The sequence below is a fragment of the Actinomycetospora sp. TBRC 11914 genome (assembly GCF_012933465.1).
Classification (GTDB): Bacteria; Actinomycetota; Actinomycetes; order Mycobacteriales; family Pseudonocardiaceae; genus Actinomycetospora.
Genome location: NZ_JABBND010000012.1, coordinates 1 through 18,443, shown reverse-complemented (window position 1 = coordinate 18,443; position 18,443 = coordinate 1). Strand labels below are relative to the sequence as shown.

Sequence of the window (18,443 nt, the reverse complement as noted above, 5' to 3'; positions counted from 1 at the left end):
GCCTCTCACATCCGGAAGACGCCGAAGCGCGGCTCGTCGAGCGGGGCGTGCGCGCAGGCCGAGAGGGCCAGGCCCAGGACGGTGCGGGTGTCGAGCGGGTCGATGACGCCGTCGTCCCACAGCCGCGCGCTGGAGTAGTAGGGATGGCCCTGGTGCTCGTACTGCTCGCGGACGGTGTCGGCCTCGGAGGAGCCGACCGTCCCCAGCACCGTCGCCGCCTGCTCGGCGCCCATGACGCTGATCCGGGCGTTCGGCCACATCCACAGGAACCGCGGGGAGTACGCCCGGCCGGACATGGCGTAGTTCCCGGCGCCGTAGGACCCGCCGATGACGACCGTCAGCTTCGGCACCCGCGTGGTGGCGACCGCCGTGACCATCTTGGCGCCGTCCTTGGCGATGCCGCCCGCCTCGTACTCGCGCCCGACCATGAAGCCCGTGATGTTCTGCAGGAACACCAGCGGGATGCCGCGCTGGTCGCACAGCTCCACGAAGTGCGCGCCCTTGAGCGCGGACTCGCGGAAGAGCACGCCGTTGTTGGCGACGATCCCCACCGGGTGGCCGTGCAGCCGCGCGAAGCCGGTGACCAGCGTCGTTCCGTACTCGGGCTTGAACTCGGTGAACCTCGACGCGTCGACGAGCCGGGAGATCACCTCGCGCAAGTCGTAGGCGCTGCGCCCGTCGACCGGGACCACGTCGTAGAGGCCGGCCGGGTCCTGCGCCGGGGGCTCCGAGTCGCGACGTTCCCAGGGCGGCGCCGGGTCGGGCGGAAGGGTGTCGACGATGTCGCGCACCATCGCCAGGGCGTGCGCGTCGTCGTCGGCGAGGTGGTCGACGACGCCGGAGGTCCGGGCGTGCAGGTCGCCCCCGCCGAGCTCCTCGGCCGTGACCTCCTCGCCGGTGGCCGCCTTCACCAGCGGCGGGCCGCCGAGGAAGATCGTGCCCTGGTTCCGGACGATGACCGCCTCGTCGCTCATGGCCGGCACGTAGGCGCCGCCCGCCGTGCACGAGCCGAGCACCGCGGCGATCTGCGGGATGCCCGCCGCCGACATCGTCGCCTGGTTGTAGAAGATCCGGCCGAAGTGCTCGCGGTCGGGGAACACCTGGTCCTGCTGCGGCAGGAACGCCCCGCCCGAGTCGACCAGGTACACGCAGGGCAGCCGGTTGTGCAGCGCCACCTCCTGCGCGCGGAGGTGCTTCTTCACCGTCATCGGGTAGTAGGTGCCGCCCTTGACGGTGGCGTCGTTGGCGACGACGACGCAGGTCCGCCCGGCGATGCGCCCGACGCCGGTGATGATGCCGGCGCCCGGCGCGGCGTCGTCGTACATGCCGTGGGCGGCCAGCGGCGAGAGCTCGAGGAACGGCGACGACGGGTCGAGCAGGGCGTCCACCCGGTCGCGCGGGAGCAGCTTGCCGCGCTCGACGTGCCGCGTCCGCGAGCGCTCCGGCCCGCCGAGGCGCACCCTGGCCAGCGTCGAGCGCAGGTCGTCCGCCAGCTCCCGGTGCGCCGCCGCGTTGCCGCCCGGAGCGGCCGGTGCCGCCGCTTCCGCGTCCGCCAGGGTCACCGCGACCTCCCCTTCTCGATGGTCGAGCTCCGCCGCGCTCCGTCTCCGACGACGTGAACGATGACTAACAGAGCACGTTAGTCGGCGTTCACACGGGACGGCAAGGGGCCGTAGGCTGGCCGGCGTGGAGCAGGGGACCGTGACGACGATCGACACCTGGTCGGGGCCGGGCTCGGCGCCCACCCGGCGCCGCGAGCAGATCCTCGTGGAGGCGTCGCGGCTGTTCGCCCACCACGGCTTCCACGGCACGTCCATCGACGGGATCGGCGCGGCCGCCGGCGTGAGCGGGCCGGCCATCTACCGGCACTTCACCTCGAAGGAGTCGCTGCTCACCGAGATGCTCGTGGGCATCAGCGAGTACCTGCTCGACGGCGGGCGCCGCCTCGCGGCGACCCACCCCGCCCCCGCCGAGCGACTGGGGGCGCTGGTGGAGTTCCACGTCGACTTCGCGCTGCACCGTCCCGAGCTCATCTCCGTGCAGGACCGCGACCTCGCGAACCTGCCCGACGACGCCCGGCGCCGGGTCCGCGCGCTGCAGCGCGCCTACGTGGAGGTCTGGGAGGACGCGATCGCCCGGTCGGGACCCGACCGCACGCCCGACGAGGTCCGGATCGCCGCACACGCGGCGTTCGGGCTGATGAACTCGACACCGCGCAGCACCGCGCACACCTCCGCGGAGACGGCGGCGCCGGTGCTCACCGCGATGGCCCTCGCCGCGCTGGGCGGCTGAGCCGGCGCGCGTCAGCCGAGGCGGCCGACGGCCTCGCGGGCGTGCTGCTGCCGCCGCTGCACGTCCTGCAGCTGCGAGCGCACCGAGATGCGCCGTTGGAGCAGCTCGCGGACGTAGTCGTCCCGGCCCGCCTCCTGGGCCTCGTGGATCTGGCGGTTGAGCCGCCGCTCGAAGTTCTCGAGCACGGTGACCTGGCCCGATATCCGCCGCAGCGACATCTCCGCCTGCTCGCGCGCCGCACTGTCCGGCTTCGTCATGGCGCACCGTCCTTCCGTGGAGACAGATCCCTACTGTGCCGTGTGCCACAGCTCGGGAAAAGTCCCTCGAAGGACGAGTCGGGCGCGGCCCGGCTACCGCCCGCGCCGGACGAGGGCCCCGACGACGAAGCCGATGACCAGCATCAGCGCGAGGGCGGTCCAGAGCGGCATCGTGACGACCGGGATGAGGAGCCGGATCGCGGTGGGCGCGGTGTTCTCCACGATGAACACGATCGCGAGCACGGCCAGGACGACCCCGATGATGAGTCGGGTGCGGCCCGCCGACGTCGTCGAGGTCGATCGCGAGGGCGAGCGCTGGGTCATGGTGGTCCCTCCGGGTCGGGCCGCCAGCGTCGACCCGCGGACCACCCGGGCGCCACGGCCGGTGGTCCCGCCCGGGGCGGGCCGAGGGTCCGCTGATCAGGAGGCGGACAGGAACCGGCCGCGTCCTCGTCCAGGCTCGGCGGCATGGCCGAATTGCAGCCCTTCACCGTCGATGTCCCCGGGTCCGCGCTGGACGACCTGTGGCGCCGCCTGGACGCCGTCCGTCGGCCCGACCAGCCGTCGGGGGCCGGGTGGGAGTACGGCGTGACCGGCGCGTTCCTCGATGACCTGGTGCGGCGCTGGCGCGGGGACTTCGACTGGCGCGCGGCGCAGGAGCGGCTCAACGCCTGGCCGCAGGTGATGACGACGATCGGCGGCCAGCCGGTGCACGCGATCCACGCCCGCTCGCCGCACCGCGACGCGACGCCCCTGCTGCTCCTGCACGGCTGGCCCTCGACCGTGGCCGACTTCCTCGGGGTGCTCCCCGCGCTGACCGAGCGCTTCCACGTCGTCGCGCCGTCCCTGCCCGGGTTCGGGTTCTCCGGGCCGACCCTCGAGACCGGCTGGGACCTCGACCGGCACGCCGACACCCTGCTCGAGCTGATGACCCGCGCCGGCTACGACCGCTTCGTCGTCCAGGGCGGCGACTGGGGCGCGGTCATCGGGCCGCACGTCGCCCGGCGGGCGCCGGAGCGGGTGGCGCTCGTACACGTCAACGCGCTGGTGACCCCGGTCGACTGGACCTCGAGCGACCCGACGGCGGGGCTGTCACCCGACGACGCCTCCCGGGTCTTCGCCCTCGGGGCGCTGTGGCGGGAGCGGCAGGGCTACGCCGTGATCCAGAGCACCCGCCCGCAGACGCTCGCCCACGCGCTGGCCGACTCACCGGTGGGGCTGCTGGCCTGGGACCTGGAGTGGTTCGTCGACTACGACCCGGCCGCGACGGTGCAGACGCCGATCGACCCGACGGCGATCCTCACCGACGTCACCATCACGTGGCTGACCGGGACGGCGGGGTCGTCGGCGCGCCTCTACAAGGAGGGCGCGGCGGCCGTCGGCGGAGCGCTGCCCTCCTCCGGGGTGCCGACCGCCGTGGCGTGCTTCCCCGGGGACCACACCATCCGCGGGATCGCCGAGCGCTCGCACCACGTCGTGCGCTGGACGACCCACGACCGGGGCGGCCACTTCGCGTCGCTGCAGGCACCGGACCTGCTGGTCGCGGACCTGGAGGAGGCCTGCGCCGAGCAGGAGGTGTGACCTCGCCGTGACCGGTAACCCTCCAGGCACCTGCACGTCAGCAGCGAGGGGGGAATCTCGCCATGGGACGCCACCACCGACCCGACGACACCACGGAGTCGCTGGCCCGGCCACAGCTCGTCATGACGGTCCCGGGACCCACACCGGCCGCGCCGCCGGCCCCGGTGATCGAGCCGATCGGACCGCCCCTGCACGTGGGGTGGCGCGAGCGCCGCACCCTGCGGCGTCAGCAGGCGGAGGCCACGGCCCTCGCCGCCCGGATCGCGCGGGCGCAGCGCCGCCTGCGGCAGGTGTCGGCCCCGCCCGGCGTCGTGCCGGCGATCCCGTCGCCGCGCGCCGCGGCCGACGCCGCCCCGCCGTGGCGCTCGGAGCTCCCGGCGCCGGGGGAGCAGACCGGCTGAGCCGCCGTCACCGGGCGACGGCCGAGACCTCGGGGCTGCGGGGGCCGACGGCGTTCGCGTCGTTGACCGCGACGACCTGGTAGTAGGCCCTCGCGCCCCGGGCCACCGACGTGTCGCGCCAGGCGCACGTCGGGGTCCGGCAGGTCAGGATCCCGAGGGTCACCTCCTTGCCGGGGGCGGTCCCGCGCAGGATCACGTACCGGCTCACCGGCGTGCCGCCGGTCTGCACCGGCGCGGTCCAGCGCAGCGCGATCCCGCGCGTCGGGTCCGTGGCGGCCACGACGCCGGTGGACACGCCGGGCACCGTCGCCGGCGGGGCGGCGGTCGTCGTGGTCGGCGTCGTCGTCGTGGCGCGGGCCGACGTCGTGGTCGGGGTGGTCGTCGTCGGGCGGACCGACGACGTCGTCGGGGTCGTCGTGGTCGGGCGGACCGAGGACGTGGTCGGAGCCGTCGTCGGGGGCCCAGTCGTCGTCGTGGGTGCGGTCGTCGTCGTGGGTGCGGTCGTCGTCGTGGGTGCGGTCGTCGTGACCGGTGCCGTCGTCGTCGAACTCGCCGCACCCGTCGTCGTGGCGGGCGGGGTCGTCGTCGGGGGCGTGCCGCCGCCGCAGACGAGGTCGCCGTCGAACGAGCCGTCGGTGTACTGCGCGAGGACGGTCGTGCCGCCAGTGAAGCTCGTGCCGCAGTTCTTCGAGGCCGCATCGACGGTCGAGAGCCCCGCGATCCACAGTGGGGCCTGCTCGAGCGGGCGCTTCGGGGTGAAGGCCGACGCCCAGGCGGAACGGTGGGCCGCGGCGTTGGCGGTCGAGTAGCCGCCGGTGATCTGGGTCCACTGGTAGCTCGTGGAGTAGAGCCCGACGGTGCCGACCCCGCCCGCGACGAGCGCGTCGAGGGCACCCTGCAGGGACGCGGCGTTGGCGGACGCGCTGCCGTTCCAGCTGTTGGCGACCTCCACGTCGAGCCACCAGGTCCTCGCGGTCGCGCCGGAGCCCAGGGTGTTCCGCGCGATGCGCAGCGAGTCCTGGCCGCCGTGGTAGCCGTAGTCGTACGCGCAGCCGGCGTCGGCGGCCGAGGTGCGGTCCGTGCACAGCGCCGGGTCGCGGCTGCCGCTCGCCGGCCAGTAGAAGGTGGAGATCGCGCCCGGGTTGCCGGTGTTGGCGTAGAGCGACGCGCCGTTCGCGCGGCCGGATGCCCAGCCGTACTGGCTCGCCAGGCACGGGTTGGCCGTCGACACCTTGCCGCCGTTGACGCCGACGACGCCGAACGAGCCCGTCGTCGGGAGGGACTGTCCGCACTGCGGGTAGGAGACGTCGTGCCCGACGGCGCCGGGAGGGCCGACCAGGGCCCACGCGGCGACGGTCGCGCCGCCGACGAGCAGCGCCGTCACGAGCGCGACGACGACGGCGACCCGACGACGGCGGGTGGGCGCGGCGGGCGGACCGGGTGCCGGGACCGGCACGAGGGTGACCGTCATCGGGGGCGGGCTCTCCAGTCGGGTCGCTGACGCCCCACCCGCACTCGGTCGCGGCTGCCGGTCGTCGTGCTCCCCGTCGTGCGGGAGGACGCGATGGTTACGCCGACCGGACGCGACCGTGCCGATTCAGCCGATCGGACCGCGCCGCCCGGCCGGCCCCGTGATCAACGCCGGTATCCTGACGACCAGTGTCAGGAACGAGGCTTTCCTGACACCGGGACCGGGGTCACCCGCCCGAGCGCTCCTGCTCCCGCAGCACGTTCTTCTGAATCTTCCCGGTCGACGTCTTCGGGAGCTCCCCGAACACCACGCGCTTCGGCGCCTTGTAGCGCGCGAGGTGGGTGCGGACGTGCTCGACCAGCACGTCGGCCTCCACCTCCTCGCGCACGCTCACATAGGCGACGGGGATCTCGCCCCAGCGCTCGTCGGGGGCGCCCACCACGGCCGACTCGATGACCGCCGGGTGGCTGTCGAGGACCCGCTCGACCTCGACCGACGCGATGTTCTCGCCCCCGGAGATGATCACGTCCTTGCTGCGGTCGCGGATCTCGACGTAGCCGTCGGGGTGCACCACGCCGAGGTCGCCGGTGCGGAACCAGCCGGCCGCGTCGACCTCGGCGGTGGCCGCCGGGTCCCGGTAGTAGCCGAGCATGACGTCGTTGCCGCGCAGCACCAGCTCGCCCATCGACTCGCCGTCGGCGGGGACGTCGTGCCGGGTCGTCTCGTCGATCACCCGCAGCCGCGCGGCCACGACGTTGCCGACGCCCTGCCGCGCCTGCAGCGCCGCGCGCTCGTCGTCGGAGAGGTCGTCCCACTCGGGGTGCCAGTCGTTGACGACCGCCGGCCCGTAGGTCTCGGTGAGCCCGTAGAGGTGGGTGACGTCCATGCCGAGGGCCCGCATGCGCGAGAGCAGGGTCGGCGACGGCGGCGCGCCCCCGGTGGCGACGGTGACGCGGTGGTCGAGCTCCGGCCCCTCGTCGGCGACGGACGACCCGGCGATCATCGTGAGCACCGTCGGCGCCGCGCAGAAGTGGGTGACGCCCTCGGTGCGCAGCAGCCGCCAGATCTCCTCGGCGTCGATCGCGCGCAGGCACACGTGGGTGCCGCCCGCCGCCGTCACCGCCCACGGGAAGCACCAGCCGTCGCAGTGGAACATCGGGAGGGTCCACAGGTAGCGCGAGCCCGGGTCCAGCCGCACGTGGAAGGCCATCGCGAGCGCCTGCAGGTACGCGCCGCGGTGGTGGTACATCACGCCCTTGGGGCGCCCGGTGGTCCCGCTCGTGTAGTTGATCGCGAGCAGGCCGCGCTCGTCGACCACCGGCACCACGCTCGGGGCCGCCGACCCGAGACGGTCCTCGTACTGCGGGCCCTCCACGAGCAGCGTCGCGCCGGTCCGCTGCGCGACGGTGCCGGCGAGCTCGGCCAGCTCGGTGGTCGCCAGCAGGATCCGGGCGCCGGAGTGCTCGACGATGTGGACGAGCTCGTCGGCGGAGAGCCGGGTGTTCAGCGGCACCAGCACCGCGCCCGCGTACGGCACGCCGTGGTGGGCCTCGAGCATGACGTGGCTGTTGGTGGCGAGGACGGCGACCCGGTCGCCGGGCCGCGCGCCCAGCGAGCCGAGCACCCCGGCGAGGCGCCGGGAGCGCTCCGCGAACTGCCGGTAGGTGAAGCGGTCCTCGCCGTCGACGATCGCGGTGCGCTCGGCGAAGGCGTGCTCGGCGCGGTCGAGGAACGCGGTCGGCGTCAGCTCGGCGAAGGTGAACGGGGCGGGCATCGGGGTGTTCGAGACGAACGGGCCGGTGGTCACGATGTCCTCCCGCGGGGCGGCGTCACTGGAGACCTCGTGAAGCCTAGGTCGGACCGACCCGATCACGCCTGCTCGGCGCTGCACCACCAGGTCGTCCGGCTCCCGACGGTGCCGCGCTCCATGGGGGCACCGCAGCGCGGGCACACGTCGTCGCGCTGCCGGTGGGTGATCACCTCGCCGGTGTGCACGCCGCCCTTCTCGATCGCCCGTCGCGTCGCCCGGCGCAGGACGCGGCGCAGCTCGTCGAGCTCATCGGTGGTGAACTCCCCGGCCGGACGGTGCGGGTCGACCTTCGCCTGCCAGAGAGTCTCGTCGGCGAGCAGGTTCCCGACACCGGACAGCACGGATTGGTCGAGCAGGCGCGCCTTGACGGGCGCGGTGCCGCGCCCGACCCGGGCGCGGAACTCGTCGCGGCCGATCTCGGCGGCGTCGGGGCCGAGCGCGTCGAGGTCGGGCTCCAGGCGTACGCGGCCCAGGCGGCGCTTGTCGAAGAGCCGCAGCGACCCGCCGTCGTCGAAGCTGACGGTGACGCGGTCCCACTCCGGCTTCTGGGCGCGCTCGTTCTCCTTGCGCGGCAGGCCGCCGGCGAGGTCGCCCTCCCGCGAGCCGCGCGGGCCGGTGACGCGGATCCGCCCGCCCATGCCGAGGTGGACGCCGAGGTGGGGGCCTGCGGCGCCGTCGGCGGTGACGGTGTCGCACCACATCGTCTTGCCCTTGCGGTGCGCGGCGGTGAGCTTCCCGCCGACGAGCGCCTTGGCGATCTCGCCGGGCCTGTGGGGCCGGCAGACGTACTCGTCGGAGTCGTCGACGTCGGTGATCGTCCGGTCGAGCGCCTTCTCGAGGACCTGGCGCGCGTTCTCGACCTCGGGCAGCTCGGGCACCCCACCGTGTTCCCCGGGTCGGGCGACCTCACTCCGAGCACCCACCGCGAGCGCGCGACCACGCGGCGTCGCGACCGCGATCCGGCTCACCGCCGCCGGGGCGCTGTTTAACCGCGACGTCACCTCCGGGAACCCGGCACGGGTGACAGTGTCGCCCGTGATCCCCGGTCCGCACGAGATGCTCGCCGTCGCGCTGGCGCAGGCGCGGGAGGGCGCCGTCGCGGGGGGTGTGCCGGTGGGGGCGGCGCTCTTCGCGGCGGACGGGACGCTGCTCGGCGCGGGCCACAACCGCCGCGTCCAGGACGGCGACCCCGCCACCCACGGCGAGACCGCCGCGTTCCGGGCCGCGGGCCGCCGCCCCGACTACGCCGGCACCACGATGGTCACCACGCTCTCGCCCTGCTTCTTCTGCGCCGGGCTGGTCCGCCAGTTCCGCATCCCGCGCCTGATCATCGGGGAGGCCACCACGTTCGGCGGCCAGCACGCGTGGCTCGCCGAGCACGGCGTCGAGGTCACGGTGCTCGACGACCCGGAGTGCGCCGAGCTCATGGGCCGCTTCGCGAAGGAGCACCCGGAGACCTGGCTCGAGGACATCGGCGGGCCCGAGCCCGGCCCCGCCTGACACAGCCCCCAGAACGGAGAACCCGCGTGTCCATCGTCGAGGAGCCCTCCGACGTCGTCCTGCGCGACGGCGTCTACGGCGACCGCGTCGCCGCCGTCGAGCCGGGGGGCGCGGAGTTCATCCCGCTCGCCGAACGGCACGGCCGGCCGCGCCAGCTGTTCTGGACGTGGTGCTCCCCCAACCTCGAGTTCGCGACGATCTTCGTCGGGGTGCTCGCGGTCAGCGCCTTCAGCCTCGGCTTCTGGGCGGCGGTCGTCGGGGTCGTCGTCGGGACGGCGCTGGGGTCGCTGACCCACGGCCTGCTGTCGTCGCGGGGCCCACGGGCCGGCGTGCCGATGATGGTGCTCTCGCGGCTCGGCTTCGGGTTCGTCGGCAACGCCCTGCCGGCCGGGCTCAACGCGATCGTCGGCGGCATCGGCTGGTTCGCGGTCAACAGCGTGTCCGGGGCGCTGGCGCTCTCGACGCTCACCGGGATGCCGGCCTGGCTCGGCCTGCTGATCGTCGCGCTCGTGCAGATCGGGGTGGCGCTGCTCGGGCACAACCTCATCCACGGGTTCGAGAAGGTCGTGCTCCCGGTGCTCGCGATCGTCTTCGCGATCACCTCGGTCGTGATCCTGGTGCAGACCGACCCGTCGTTCGTGCCCACCGACGGCCAGCCGGCCGGCCCGGTCGCCGGGTTCCTGCTCACCGTCGGCGCGACGTTCGGGTACGCGGTCGGCTGGAACCCCTACGCCACCGACTACACCCGCTACCTGCCGCCGGACGCGAGCCCGAAGGCCGTCGGGTGGGCCGCCGGGCTCGGCGTGTTCGTGCCGTGCGTGGTCCTCGAGACCGTCGGGGCGGCCTCGGCCACCCTCGCGACCGACCCGAACGCCTCGCCGACCGCCGCGTTCACCGAGCACCTCCCCGGCGTGCTCGCCGCGCTGACGCTGCTCTGCATCGCGGTCGGGGCCGTCGCCGCGAACGCCATCAACATCTACTCGGGCGCGATGTCGTTCGTGGCGCTCGGGATCCGGCTCCCGCTGACGCTGCGCCGGGCCCTGGCCGTCGGGGTGTTCGGCGTGCTCGGCTTCATCGTGGCGCTGTTCGGCCTCGCGGACGCCGGCGAGGCCTACGAGGGCTTCCTGCTGATCATCGCGTACTGGATCGCGCCGTGGCTGGCCGTCGTGTTCGTCGACTGGTACCTGCGCCGCGGTGCCGACGAGCGGGCCACCGAGGCCCTCCTGTTCGACACGACCCACCGCAACGTCGCCGGGCCCGTCGCGATGCTCGCCGGCATCGTCGTCTCGATCGTGCTGTTCTCGAACCAGACCGCGTTCACCGGCTTCGTCGCCCAGGCCGTGCCGCAGGTCGGCGACATCGGCTTCGAGGTCGGGTTCGTGGTCTCGGCGGCGATCTACTGGCTCATGCGGAGGTCGGCGACGCCGACACGGTGACCGTCGCGGGCGCGGCACCGACCACCCCGACCACGCTGTCGACCGCGCCCGCCGCCGCGCCGGCCGGGTCCGCCGCGGCCCGGGCCGCGGCCTCGTCGACGCCGAGCCCGCGCAGCAGGGTCAGGGCGAACTCGGCCGCGACCGCCTCGGGGGCGAGGCGGCCGGCCGGGTCGAACCACGTCCACATCCAGTGCAGCGACCCGAACATCTGCAGGCTGCGCAGCCGGGCGTCCCCCGGCACGAAGGTGCCGTCCGCCTCGCCGTCGTGCAGGACCCCGACGACGAGGTCGCGGTACTCGTCGCGCAGCGCCCGCGCCGACCCCATGCCGGGCTGATCGACCAGGCGCACCACCTCGCGCTGGAACGCGACGGTGGTGGCGGGCTCCCGGGCGGAGTAGCGCACCCCGGCGTGGACGAGGGCGGCGATCCGCTGCTCGGGCCCGGGGAGCCGGTCGAACAGCGCGCCCGCCTCGGCGAGCCGGGCGCGCATGTAGCGCTCCTGGACCTCGGCGAGCATCCGGTCCTTGGTGCCGAAGTGGTGGACGATCGTGCCCTTGGAGACGCCGAGCTCGGCCGCCACGTCGGAGAAGTTCGCGCGGTCGTAGCCGCGCTCGGCGACGTGCCGGGTGAAGGTCTCGAGGATCTCCGGACGGCGGCCGCCCCGCGCGTACCCCGGCATGCGCGACCCCCTCTTGCTGACTGACCGCACGTACGGGCAGAGTAGCCCAGGTCACGACGGCGGGCGAGGAGGCAGCGCATGGACGAGGGCATCGGGGCCTGGCCGGCCCGCCGCGCGGAGCGCTCGCCGGACGCGGTCGCCCTCGTCGACGGCCCGACCGGGACGCGCACCTCCTACGCCGAGCTCGACGCCCGCGTCGGCGCCCGGGCCGCCCGGCTCGCCGCGCTCGGGGTGTCCCACGGCGACCGCGTCGCGCTGCTCGGCGAGAACTCGCCCGCCTACCTGGAGTGGCTCTTCGCGGCCGCCCGCCTCGGCGCGATCACGGTCCCGGTCAACATGCGCCTCGCCGCCCCCGAGGTGGCCTACGTGCTCGAGGACTCGGGCGCGGGCGTCCTCGTGGCGTCGACGACGTTCGCCCCGCTCGCGCAGGCCGCGTGCGCCGCCACGGCCGCCCCTCCGCGCCTCGTGGAGCTCGCCGAGGAGGCCGACGGGCCGGGGCGCCGCGAGCCGGGGCCCGCCGCCGGCCGCGGCGGCGAGCCCTGCGTGATCATGTACACCTCGGGCACCACCGGCCGCCCCAAGGGCGCGGTGCTCACGCACGACAACATGCTCTGGAACGCGATCAACATGCTGTCCGCCGGCCCGGGCATCGCCTCGACCGACGTCACGATCGCCGCGGCGCCCCTCTTCCACATCGGCGCGCTCGGCCTCTCGGCGCTGCCGATCCTCTACGCGGGCGGGACCGTCGTCGTCGTGCCGTCGTTCGACCCGGCGGGCTTCCTCGACCTGATGGCCGCCGAGCGCGTCACGACGCAGTTCCTCGTCCCGGCGATGTGGGCGGCGCTGACGCGGGTGCCCGACCTCGACGACCGCACGTTCCCCGCGCTGCGCTTCGCGATCTCCGGCGGCGCGCCCTGCCCCGTGACCGTCATCGAGCGCTTCCTGGCCCTCGGCTGGACGTTCACCGAGGGGTTCGGGATGACCGAGCTCTCTCCCTGCGCGCTCTTCCTCGACGCGGCCGACGTCGTCACCCACGCGGGGTCGGTCGGGCGGCCGTTCCTGCACGTCGACGCGCGGCTGGTCGACGAGACGGACGCCGAGGTCGGCGTCGGGGAGGTCGGCGAGCTGGTGCTGCGCGGCCCCACCGTCTTCGCCGGCTACTGGAACCGCCCGGAGGAGACCGCGGAGGTGATGGGCGGGGGCTGGTTCCACTCCGGCGACCTCGGGGTCCGCGACGAGCGGGGGTTCGTCACCCTCGTCGACCGGAAGAAGGACATGATCATCACCGGCGGGGAGAACGTCTACCCGGTCGAGGTCGAGCAGGTGCTGCACCGCCACCCGGGGATCGCCGACGTCGCGGTGGTCGGGGTCGGCGACCCGCAGTGGGGCGAGTCGGTGCTCGCCGTCGTCGTCCCCGCCGACCCCGACGCACCCCCCGCCGCCGCCGACGTCATCGCCTACGCCCGCGAGCACGTCGCGCACTTCAAGGCGCCGCGACGGGTGGAGATCGTGGCCGAGCTGCCGCGCAACGCCACCGGCAAGCTGCTCAAGCGGGTGCTGCGGGAGCGCTACGCCGGGTCGGCCGCGGCGGTGTCGCGGTGACCGCCGTGGACGCCGCGGCCCCGGTGAGCGCCCACGACGCGTGGTCGACCCCGGAGCGCCGGGAGCTGCGCGCGCTGGTGCGCCGGTTCACCGTGCGGGAGGTCGTGCCGCAGCTCGAGGAGTGGGAGGACGCCGGGCAGCTGCCGCGGGCGCTGCACCGGCGGGCCGGGGAGCTGGGCCTGCTGGCGCTGGGGTTCCCGGCGGCGGCCGGCGGCGACGGCGAGCACCTCGACACCGCGCTCGTCGCCGAGGAGCTGATCCTCGCGGGCGGATCCAGCGGGGTGTGCGCGGGGCTGTTCACCCACGGGATCGCGGCGCCCCACATCGCGCTGCACGGGTCCGCCGAGCTGGTCGACCGGTTCGTGCGGCCCACCCTGCGCGGGGAGCTGATCGGGTCGCTCGGCATCACCGAGCCCGGCACCGGCTCCGACGTCGCGGCGGTCACCACCCGCGCCGTCCGCGACGGGGACGACTACGTGGTCACCGGCGCGAAGACCTTCATCACCTCGGGGATCCGCGCGGACTACGTGACGACGGCGGTGCGCACCGGCGGGCCGGGGCATCGCGGGATCTCGCTGCTCGTCGTCGAGACCGACCGGCCCGGGGTCGCCCGCACCCGGCTGCGCAAGATGGGCTGGCACTGCTCGGACACCGCGACGATCTCCTACGACGAGGTCCGGGTGCCGGCGACGCAGCTCGTCGGCGAGGAGGGCAGCGGGTTCCGCCAGATCATGGAGCGGTTCGCGACCGAACGGCTCTCGCTGGCGGTGCAGGCATACGCGACCGCGCAGCGCTGCGTCGACCTGACCATCGACTGGGCGCGGCAGCGCGAGACGTTCGGCGCGCCGCTGGCCTCCCGGCAGGTCGTCCGGCACCGCATCGCGCAGATGGCGCGCCGGGCGACGGTGGCGCGGACCTACGTGCGCGACGTGCTCGCGCGCTACGAGGCCGGGTCCCGCGAGGGCGACCTGGTGACCGAGCTGGCGATGGCGAAGAACACCGCGGTCGAGGCCTGCGACTGGGTCGTCGACCAGGCCGTCCAGCTGCACGGCGGCGCGGGCTACCTGCACGGGGTCGAGGTGGAGCGCCACTACCGCGACGCCCGCATCCTCGGGATCGGCGGAGGGACGAACGAGATCATGGACGAGGTCGTGGCCGGACGGCTGGGGCTGGACCCCACGTGAAGATCGACGCCACCGTGGTCACCGGCTCGACGGAGACCTTCGTCGAGGCCGCCGTCTCCGCCGAGCGCAACGGCTACGACGCCGTGTGGCTCGCCGAGACCGCGCACGACCCGACGGTCGGGCTCACCCTCTCCGCCTCCCGCACCGGGCGGATCACGCTGGGCACCGCGATCACCGTCGCGTTCGCCCGCACCCCGCTGACCGCGGCCACCACCGCCAACGACCTGCACGAGGTCTCCGGCGGGCGCTACGTCCTCGGCCTGGGCACCCAGATCAAGCCGCACGTCGAGAAGCGGTTCTCGATGCCGTGGTCGCGCCCGGCCGACCGGATGCGCGAGTACGTGCAGGCGGTCCGCGCGATCTGGGCGACCTGGAACGACGGCGAACCGCTGCGCTTCACCGGCGAGTTCTACACGCACACCCTGATGCCGCCGTTCTTCTCGCCGGCGCCCAACCCGTACGGCACGCCGCCGATCCACCTCGCCGCCGTCGGGCCGCGGATGACCGAGGTCGCGGGCGAGGTGGCCGACGGGCTGCTCGCCCATGCCTTCTCCACCGAGCGCTACCTGCACGAGGTGACGCTGCCCGCGCTGCGGCGGGGCTTCGAGAAGGCCGGGCGCGACGGCAGCGGGTTCGAGCTCTCGGGCACCGCGCTCATCGCGACCGGCTCGACCGAGGAGGAGCTCGCCGCCTCGGTCCGCGACGTCCGCCGCCAGATCGCGTTCTACGGCTCCACCCCCGCCTACGCCCCCGTGCTCGAGCTGCACGGGTGGGGCGAGCTCGCGACGGAGCTCAACCGGCGGAGCAGGCTGGCGGCCAAGGATCCTTCTCAGTGGGACGCGATGGGCGAACTGATCGACGACGAGGTGCTCCACGCGATCGCCGTCGTCGCCGAGCCCGACGGGGTCGGGCCCGCCCTCGCGCGGCGCTTCTCCGGCGTCGCCGCGCGCATCCCCTTCTACGCGCCGACCGGCGCCGACCTCGACCGCTGGGAACCGGCCCGCCGGTACCTCCAGGACCTGACGACGGGAGACCGGTGATGGTGGCGTTCACCGAGGAGCACCAGGCGTTCCGCAAGTCGGTGCGCGAGTTCGTCGAGCGCGAGATCGACCCGTACGTCGACGCCTGGGAGCGCGACGGCGCGATGCCCACCCACGAGCTGTTCGCGAAGATGGGCGCCCTGGGCTACCTGGGCCTGGAGTACGACCCGGCCTACGACGGCGGCGGCGCGGACCACCTCTTCTCGGTGGTCCTGGCCGAGGAGATCGGCCGGTGCGACGCGGCCGGCGTCGGCATGGCGATCGCCGTCCAGACCGACATGGCCACGCCGTCCCTCGCGCGGTTCGGCAGCCGCGAGCTCAAGGAGCGCTACCTCGCGCCCGCCGTCCGCGGCGAGATGGTCGCCGCCATCGCGGTCACCGAGCCCGACGCCGGCTCGGACGTCGCCGGACTGCGCACCCGCGCCCGGCGCGACGGCGACGACTGGGTGATCGACGGCGCGAAGCTCTACATCACCAACGGCGTCCAGGCCGACTGGCTGTGCCTGCTCGCGCGCACCTCCGACGAGGGCGGCGCGCGCGGCATGAGCCAGATCGTCGTGCCGACCTCGACGCCCGGGGTGAGCGTGTCGCGGAAGCTCGACAAGCTCGGCAACCGCTGCTCGGACACCGCGGAGCTCGCGTTCGACGGGGCCCGGGTGCCGGTGGCGAACACCATCGGCACCCACGGGCGCGGCTTCCAGCAGCAGATGGCGCAGTTCCAGAACGAGCGCATGGTGGCCTGCTACGGCCGCGTCGGGGCCTGCGAGCGGGCGCTCGACCGCACCCGCGACTACCTGACGCAGCGCACCGCCTTCGGCGGCCCGCTCATCGCCAACCAGTACCTGACCTACCAGCTCGCCGAGCTCTACGCCCGCGTCGACATGTGCCGGCACTACAACTACGCGTGCGCCGAGGCCTACGAGCGCGGCGAGGACACCTCGCGGTTCGCGACGATCGCCAAGCTCGCGATCGGCCGGCTCTGCGAGGACGTGGCCCGGACCTGCCTGCAGTACCACGGTGGGATCGGTTACATGGAGGAGACGTGGACCGCGCGTTTCCTGCGCGACATGCGGATCACCTCGATCGGCGGGGGCGCCGACGAGGTGATGCTGCAGGTCGTCGCGAAGATGCACGGCATGTGACGGACCGGAACGGGTATGCCGGGTCCCATGACCGAGCCGAGGGACGACACCGTCCGCAGCATAATCGAGCAGGCCCGCGAGGAGATCCTGTCCGACCCCGAGGAGACCGACGAGAAGGCCACCCGGGAGGCCTCGGAGTGACCGCGACACGGGCATCCGGGGCACGCGTGCGGTAGAACGGCGGCGTGGACACCGGCCGCCAGCAGGACCGCCCCTGGGGCTTCGCGACGCGTGCCGTGCACGCCGGTGCCGTCCCCGACGGTGCCACCGGGGCCCGCGCCGTGCCGATCTACCAGTCCACAAGCTTCGTCTTCGAGGACACGGCGGACGCGGCGAACCTGTTCGCCCTGCAGAAGTACGGCAACATCTACAGCCGGATCGCCAACCCGACGGTCGCGGCCTTCGAGGAGCGGGTCGCGAGCCTCGAGGGTGCGCTCGGGGCGGTCGCCACGGCTTCGGGCCAGGCCGCGGAGTTCCTCACGTTCGCCTGCCTGGCCGGCGCGGGCGACCACGTCGTCAGCGCGGCCAGCCTCTACGGCGGCACCGTCACCCAGCTCGACGTGACCCTGCGCCGCTTCGGCGTGGACACCACCTTCGTCGCGGGTGACGACGCCGAGGCCTTCCGGGCCGCGATCACCGAGAAGACCCGGTTCGTGTTCGCCGAGATGGTGACCAACCCCTCCGGCGAGGTCACCGACGTCGCCGCCCTCGCCGACGTCGCGCACGACGCGGGCATCCCGCTGATCGTCGACGCCACCACGGCCACCCCGTACCTGTGCCGGCCGATGGAGCACGGCGCCGACATCGTCATCCACTCCGCGACCAAGTTCCTCGGCGGCCACGGCACCACCCTCGGCGGCGTGGTGTGCGAGTCGGGCCGCTTCGACTGGGGCAACGGCCGGTTCCCGCAGATGACCGACCCGATCCCCTCGTACGGCAACCTCACGTGGTGGGGGAACTTCCAGGAGTACGGCTTCCTCACCAAGCTGCGCTCCGAGCAGCTGCGCGACATCGGCGCCACGCTCTCCCCACACTCGGCGTTCCTGCTGCTGCAGGGGGTGGAGACGCTCCCGCAGCGGATGCGGGCCCACGTCGCGAACGCCCAGCGGGTCGCCGAGTGGCTCGACGCCGACGACCGCGTCGACTGGGTGCGCTACGCCGGGCTGCCCGGCCACCCGCACCACGAGCGGGCCCGGCGGTACCTGCCCGAGGGCCCGGGATCGGTGTTCGCGTTCGGGGTGCGCGGCAAGGGCGAGCGGAGCGACGGGGGAGGCTCCGGACGCGACGCCGGCCGGCGGTTCATCGAGTCGGTGCAGCTGTGCAGCCACCTCGCGAACATCGGCGACGCCCGCACCCTCGTGCTGCACCCGGCGTCGACCACCCACCAGCAGCTCTCCGAGGACCAGTTGCGCGAGGGCGGGGTCCGCCCCGACCTCGTCCGCATCAGCGTGGGCATCGAGGACGTCGAGGACATCCTCTGGGATCTCGACCAGGCGCTCACCGCCGCCGTGAAGGAGACCTCGTGACGACCACGACGTGGACCGGGCCGACCGCGCTGGAGCGCCAGGAGATCCTGCGCCGCACGACGTCGGTCGCGATGGTCGGCGCCTCGCCCAACCCGGCGCGGGCGTCGAACTTCGTCGCGACCTACCTGCTGTCCTCCACCGACTTCGACGTCTACTTCGTCAACCCGAACGCCGAGGAGATCCTCGGCAAGCCGGTGTGGCCCTCGCTGGCGGCCCTCCCGGTCGTCCCCGACCTCGTCGACGTGTTCCGCCGCCCCGAGGACCTCGGCGGCGTCCTCGACGAGACGATCGCCGTCGGGGCGTCGACGTTCTGGACGCAGTTCGGGCTCTACGACGAGGACCTGGCGCGCCGCGGGGAGGCGGCCGGGCTGACCGTCGTCATGGACCGCTGCCTCAAGGTCGAGCACGCCCGCTTCCACGGCGGGCTGCACCTGGCCGGGTTCAACACCGGCGTCATCAGCTCCCGCCGCCGGTAGGTGGCCTCCGGCCTCGTGAGCACAAAATGTCGGTATAGCGACACTT

The 18,443-nt window shown here is 74.0% G+C and carries 18 protein-coding genes; 11 read left to right on the top strand and 7 right to left on the bottom strand.

Annotated features, from left to right (window positions below):
* Positions 1-5: 5 nt before the first annotated feature.
* Positions 6-1,562 (bottom strand): carboxyl transferase domain-containing protein, encoded by a 1,557-nt coding sequence (locus HH311_RS18420; protein ID WP_169185152.1) that lies wholly within the window; start codon positions 1,560-1,562, stop codon positions 6-8.
* Between the two features lie 148 nt (positions 1,563-1,710).
* On the opposite strand from HH311_RS18420, the gene HH311_RS18415 reads away from it, so the two are divergent.
* Positions 1,711-2,292 (top strand): TetR family transcriptional regulator, encoded by a 582-nt coding sequence (locus HH311_RS18415; RefSeq protein WP_169185323.1) that lies wholly within the window; start codon positions 1,711-1,713, stop codon positions 2,290-2,292.
* 11 nt (positions 2,293-2,303) lie between these two features.
* On the opposite strand, the gene HH311_RS18410 is transcribed toward HH311_RS18415, so the two are convergent.
* Positions 2,304-2,549, bottom strand: coding sequence for a hypothetical protein (locus tag HH311_RS18410; RefSeq protein WP_169185151.1), 246 nt, complete (start codon positions 2,547-2,549; stop codon positions 2,304-2,306).
* A gap of 93 nt (positions 2,550-2,642) precedes the next feature.
* Positions 2,643-2,873 (bottom strand): LapA family protein, encoded by a 231-nt coding sequence (locus tag HH311_RS18405; protein WP_169185150.1) that lies wholly within the window; start codon positions 2,871-2,873, stop codon positions 2,643-2,645.
* A gap of 144 nt (positions 2,874-3,017) precedes the next feature.
* On the opposite strand from HH311_RS18405, the gene HH311_RS18400 reads away from it, so the two are divergent.
* Positions 3,018-4,130 carry an epoxide hydrolase family protein gene (locus HH311_RS18400; RefSeq protein ID WP_211190451.1) on the top strand — a complete coding sequence of 371 codons (1,113 nt, stop codon included), beginning with the start codon at positions 3,018-3,020 and terminating at the stop codon, positions 4,128-4,130.
* Between the two features lie 62 nt (positions 4,131-4,192).
* Complete coding sequence (locus HH311_RS18395; protein WP_169185149.1) at positions 4,193-4,531, top strand: hypothetical protein; 339 nt, start codon at positions 4,193-4,195, stop codon at positions 4,529-4,531.
* A gap of 7 nt (positions 4,532-4,538) precedes the next feature.
* Here the strand turns inward: HH311_RS18395 and HH311_RS18390 are convergent, their stop codons facing one another.
* From HH311_RS18390 to HH311_RS18380, 3 genes are all read right to left on the bottom strand, one after another.
* Positions 4,539-6,002 (bottom strand): hypothetical protein, encoded by a 1,464-nt coding sequence (locus tag HH311_RS18390; RefSeq protein WP_169185148.1) that lies wholly within the window; start codon positions 6,000-6,002, stop codon positions 4,539-4,541.
* A gap of 226 nt (positions 6,003-6,228) precedes the next feature.
* Entirely contained in the window at positions 6,229-7,776 is a 1,548-nt protein-coding gene (locus HH311_RS18385) for an acyl--CoA ligase family protein (RefSeq protein WP_169185321.1), read from the bottom strand.
* Positions 7,777-7,871: 95 nt separating this feature from the next.
* Positions 7,872-8,690 (bottom strand): DNA-formamidopyrimidine glycosylase family protein, encoded by an 819-nt coding sequence (locus HH311_RS18380; RefSeq protein ID WP_169185147.1) that lies wholly within the window; start codon positions 8,688-8,690, stop codon positions 7,872-7,874.
* Between the two features lie 178 nt (positions 8,691-8,868).
* On the opposite strand from HH311_RS18380, the gene HH311_RS18375 reads away from it, so the two are divergent.
* Both HH311_RS18375 and HH311_RS18370 read left to right on the top strand, forming a co-directional pair.
* Positions 8,869-9,312: a nucleoside deaminase gene (locus HH311_RS18375; RefSeq protein ID WP_169185320.1), complete on the top strand. Its 444-nt coding sequence runs from the start codon at positions 8,869-8,871 to the stop codon at positions 9,310-9,312.
* A gap of 26 nt (positions 9,313-9,338) precedes the next feature.
* Positions 9,339-10,748: a cytosine permease gene (locus tag HH311_RS18370; RefSeq protein WP_169185146.1), complete on the top strand. Its 1,410-nt coding sequence runs from the start codon at positions 9,339-9,341 to the stop codon at positions 10,746-10,748.
* Here the strand turns inward: HH311_RS18370 and HH311_RS18365 are convergent.
* Complete coding sequence (locus tag HH311_RS18365) at positions 10,717-11,427, bottom strand: TetR/AcrR family transcriptional regulator (RefSeq protein WP_169185145.1); 711 nt, start codon at positions 11,425-11,427, stop codon at positions 10,717-10,719. The two genes, HH311_RS18370 and HH311_RS18365, sit on opposite strands and share 32 nt — an antisense overlap.
* A 78-nt stretch (positions 11,428-11,505) precedes the next feature.
* Between HH311_RS18365 and HH311_RS18360 the strand changes: the two genes are divergently transcribed.
* The 6 genes from HH311_RS18360 to HH311_RS18335 all read left to right on the top strand — a co-directional run bounded on the left by HH311_RS18360 (position 11,506) and on the right by HH311_RS18335 (position 18,397).
* On the top strand, positions 11,506-13,029 hold the full coding sequence (locus tag HH311_RS18360; RefSeq protein WP_169185144.1) for a long-chain fatty acid--CoA ligase: 1,524 nt from the start codon (positions 11,506-11,508) through the stop codon (positions 13,027-13,029).
* Complete coding sequence (locus tag HH311_RS18355; protein WP_169185143.1) at positions 13,026-14,213, top strand: acyl-CoA dehydrogenase family protein; 1,188 nt, start codon at positions 13,026-13,028, stop codon at positions 14,211-14,213. The genes HH311_RS18360 and HH311_RS18355 overlap by 4 nt, the downstream gene beginning before the upstream one ends.
* Positions 14,210-15,253, top strand: a complete 1,044-nt coding sequence (locus HH311_RS18350) for a TIGR03617 family F420-dependent LLM class oxidoreductase (protein WP_169185142.1) — start codon at positions 14,210-14,212, stop codon at positions 15,251-15,253. Before HH311_RS18355 ends, HH311_RS18350 begins: the two co-directional genes overlap by 4 nt.
* Entirely contained in the window at positions 15,253-16,395 is a 1,143-nt protein-coding gene (locus HH311_RS18345) for an acyl-CoA dehydrogenase family protein (RefSeq protein ID WP_169185141.1), read from the top strand. The genes HH311_RS18350 and HH311_RS18345 overlap by 1 nt, the downstream gene beginning before the upstream one ends.
* A gap of 185 nt (positions 16,396-16,580) precedes the next feature.
* On the top strand, positions 16,581-17,921 hold the full coding sequence (locus HH311_RS18340) for an O-acetylhomoserine aminocarboxypropyltransferase/cysteine synthase family protein (protein ID WP_169185140.1): 1,341 nt from the start codon (positions 16,581-16,583) through the stop codon (positions 17,919-17,921).
* Entirely contained in the window at positions 17,918-18,397 is a 480-nt protein-coding gene (locus HH311_RS18335; protein WP_169185139.1) for a CoA-binding protein, read from the top strand. The genes HH311_RS18340 and HH311_RS18335 overlap by 4 nt, the downstream gene beginning before the upstream one ends.
* The last annotated feature ends 46 nt before the right edge of the window (positions 18,398-18,443 follow it).